This is a genomic window from Pseudovibrio axinellae (genome assembly GCF_900110875.1).
In the GTDB taxonomy this organism is placed as follows: domain Bacteria; phylum Pseudomonadota; class Alphaproteobacteria; order Rhizobiales; family Stappiaceae; genus Pseudovibrio; species Pseudovibrio axinellae.
This window is the reverse complement of sequence record NZ_FOFM01000065.1, coordinates 1-2,915: the sequence shown is the minus strand read 5'-3', so window position 1 is coordinate 2,915 and position 2,915 is coordinate 1. Positions and strand designations below refer to the sequence as shown.

The 2,915-nt window shown below is 52.1% G+C and carries 4 protein-coding genes; 2 read left to right on the top strand and 2 right to left on the bottom strand.

Annotation, left to right across the window (positions count from 1 at the left end; all coding sequences use genetic code 11):
* Both BMZ51_RS23415 and BMZ51_RS23410 read right to left on the bottom strand, forming a co-directional pair.
* Nucleotides 1-604, bottom strand: a 604-nt coding sequence (locus BMZ51_RS23415) for an IS5 family transposase (protein ID WP_139201479.1), incomplete at its 3' end; no start/stop codon positions are given.
* Nucleotides 605-741: 137 nt separating this feature from the next.
* Nucleotides 742-1,638 carry a LysR family transcriptional regulator gene (locus BMZ51_RS23410; RefSeq protein WP_068009373.1) on the bottom strand — a complete coding sequence of 299 codons (897 nt, stop codon included), beginning with the start codon at nt 1,636-1,638 and terminating at the stop codon, nt 742-744.
* Nucleotides 1,639-1,754: 116 nt separating this feature from the next.
* Here BMZ51_RS23410 and BMZ51_RS23405 point away from each other — a divergent pair, with 116 nt between their 5' ends.
* Together BMZ51_RS23405 and BMZ51_RS23400 are read left to right on the top strand one after the other, a co-directional pair.
* Entirely contained in the window at nt 1,755-2,495 is a 741-nt protein-coding gene (locus BMZ51_RS23405; protein ID WP_068009376.1) for an SDR family oxidoreductase, read from the top strand.
* A gap of 94 nt (nt 2,496-2,589) precedes the next feature.
* A partial coding sequence (locus tag BMZ51_RS23400; RefSeq protein WP_175485064.1) for a transposase occupies nt 2,590-2,915 on the top strand: 326 nt, incomplete at its 3' end.

The window sequence follows — 2,915 nt, the reverse complement described above, 5'->3', positions numbered from 1 at the left end:
TAGCAACCACCCCCTCGATCTGGTCCAGCAGATCCGGCAACACCGTGGGATCAGCAGCGCGCTCCTCAGTCAAGTCAGAACACAGAATTTCGCCAGTGTCCAGATTCATACCCAGGTGCAGCTTGCACCATGATCGGCGCTTTACTGCCGTTCCGTGCTTGTTTTCCTGCCACTCTCCGGCCCCGAATACTTTCAATCCGGTGCTGTCGACCACAAGGTGAACCGGCTCAGATTTAGCCTGCTGCTTTAGCTGTTCAAAATCCAGCTTGCCAGCCCGGCGCGACAGCGTTGAAAAATCGGGTACCATCAGATCCAGCTTCATAAGCTGCAGCAGTGAGCGCATAAATCCCTGCCTCTGGCGCAGGGCAAGGCCAAAGACCACACGCACAGTCAGGCAAGTCTCAATGGCAAGTGAAGAACACTTTGCCTGTCCGCCCCGCGTGGTTCGCCGATCTGCTGCCCACTGAGGGGCAACAGCATCACTGATCCAAACTGTGACATCTCCACGGCGGCGCAAACTTTCGTTGTATTCGCTCCAGTTCGTGACGCGGAACCGAGGTTTGACAAATTTATGGCGACGTGAGGCATTGAATTTATAAGGCATATAAATCTGAAATGGTGGCAGGACTTCAGTAAATTAGCTTCAAATCACGATCCCTGCAACAACGTCGCTCTACATTGTAGGTGGATGTAAATAGTTGTGTCGAGCTAAAGCAAACCTCCAAGGGGCATATGTTTTGGTCAGATTGGGGAAGTTTTCATAAAAACTTTCACCGCCCAATCTACAAACACTCTCACCCTTGGCGATAAGTATCGGTCGCGCGGATAGAAAATCGATACCCGAGACGAGGTTGGCGGTGTATCTTTGAGTAATTCAACCAGTCGCCCTGCTTTGAGGTCTTCAGCCGCAGAGTAGCGCGGCTTTTGAATAATACCAAGGCCGAGACATGCACACTGTGCATAGGCTTCTGCTCCGCTGACCGTCACTGGTGTAGGAAGCTTAAAGATCTGAACCTTGCCATTTTGGACAAACTCAAGCGGCAATATTGCCCCTGTCGCGGTGGACCAAAAACCGACCATCTGGTGCCCTTCAAGTGCGTCGATCGTTGAGGGTGTGCCGAACCGCTCAAGATAATCCGGTGACGCGCAGGTCACCTCGTCCAGATCAGCAAGCTTGCGTCCGATCATATCACTATCAATTGGATTACCGACGCGCAGAGCGCAATCCACACCTTCACGCACCAAATCGACCAGCCGGTCGCCTTCACCGATATGGATCTGAATGTCGGGATAGCGTTCCAGGAAATCAGGCAATGTCGGCAACAAAAAATGCCGCGCGAGGACCCCGTGCACGTCAACGCGTAGCATCCCCTTGGGCTTTGTCCCAGCAAAGGCATCTTCGGCGTCTTCAATTTCCGACAGGATAGATAGGCAACGCCGATAATAAGCTTCACCATCCAACGTTGGACGCACAACGCGGGTAGTACGATGTAACAGGCTGACACTTAATCTGGCCTCAAGGCCCTTGACTGCATCCGTGACCGTTGATCGGGGCAAGCCAAGGTCTGCTGCGACTTTGGTAAAACTTCGAACTTCCACGATCCGTGTGAAGACGTTCATAGCATCAATGCGATCCATATATTATCCGACTTAGCAGAATAGTGATGACGATTTGTACACGATTATCCACACAACGAGAAAGCCTATTTCATAATCACAACCAGCATTGGTTGATCCAGGAAAGGAAAAAAGACGTGAGCACTACTGAAAACAGAACTGCAATCATAACTGGATCTTCACGCGGGATCGGCGCTACGATTGCGGAACACCTTGCGGCAGGCGGGTTCAATGTAGTTATAAACTATGTGGGCAATGAAAACGCTGCGCGTCAAGTTGTCGAAAAGATCAGGGCGACAGGCAATAATGCTATTGCGGTCCAAGCGGATGTATCCGATGCGGCAGCAGTAAAGCGAATGTTCGAGATGGCCGAGAAAACCTTCGGCGGTGTGGACGTCCTCGTCAACAATGCAGGCATTATGAAGCTAGCCACCATTGCAGAAAGTGATGACGCTCTTTTCGATAGTCTGGTCGCGATCAACTTCAAGGGCACGTTCAACCCCCTACGTCAGGCAGCCAAACGTCTCCGAAATGGTGGTGCCATTGTGAACTTCTCAACCAGTGTTGTCGGATTGAAACTCGAAACTTACGGCGTCTATGCTGCGATCAAGGCCGCAGTTGAGACGATGACGGCCATCATGGCTAAAGAACTGCGCGGGCGATCTATCACCGTCAACGCCGTGGCCCCCGGTCCGACCGCAACCCAGCTTTTTCTAGATGGGAAGCCTCAGGAGGTCATCAATCGTATGTCACAGATGACACCGCTGGAGCGTCTCGGTAAACCGAAGGATATAGCCGCCGTTGTGGCGTTCCTCGTAGGGCCCGACGGTGCGTGGATCAACGGGCAAACCGTGCGCGCCAACGGCGGTTTAGTCTGATCGGCATTGGAAATGCAGGCGTGATATGGCCTTGTTGCAGGGGTCGCTCAGTGTCTGTAATTAGAAGGCTTGTTCGTCTTCATAAAGCGATCCGATGCCCCACAAATTCAACGCCAGCCGTCGTCACAAATTTGACAAGAAGAAATATCGTGTCACGAACTGGCGTGCCTATAACGAAAGTCTTCGTAATCGTGGTGATTTGACGATCTGGGTCAACGGTGAGATTGGGAAGGAGTGGTCAGCGCAGCGCCGGACCACTCGCGGAGGGCAACGCAAGTATTCTGATTTGGCCATTGAGGCGTGGCTGACACTGCGTAGCGTGTATGCCCTGGCGTTGCGGCAGACGCAAGAATTAATGCGCTCTGTGGTCCGATTGATGAAAATTGATTTGTTAGTTCCAGACTTTTCGACATTGTCCCG

What these genes read in the sequence shown, in the direction of transcription:
- BMZ51_RS23410 (WP_068009373.1), bottom strand. Translation starts at nt 1,638, where the DNA reads ATGGATCGCATTGATGCTATGAACGTCTTCACACGGATCGTGGAAGTT.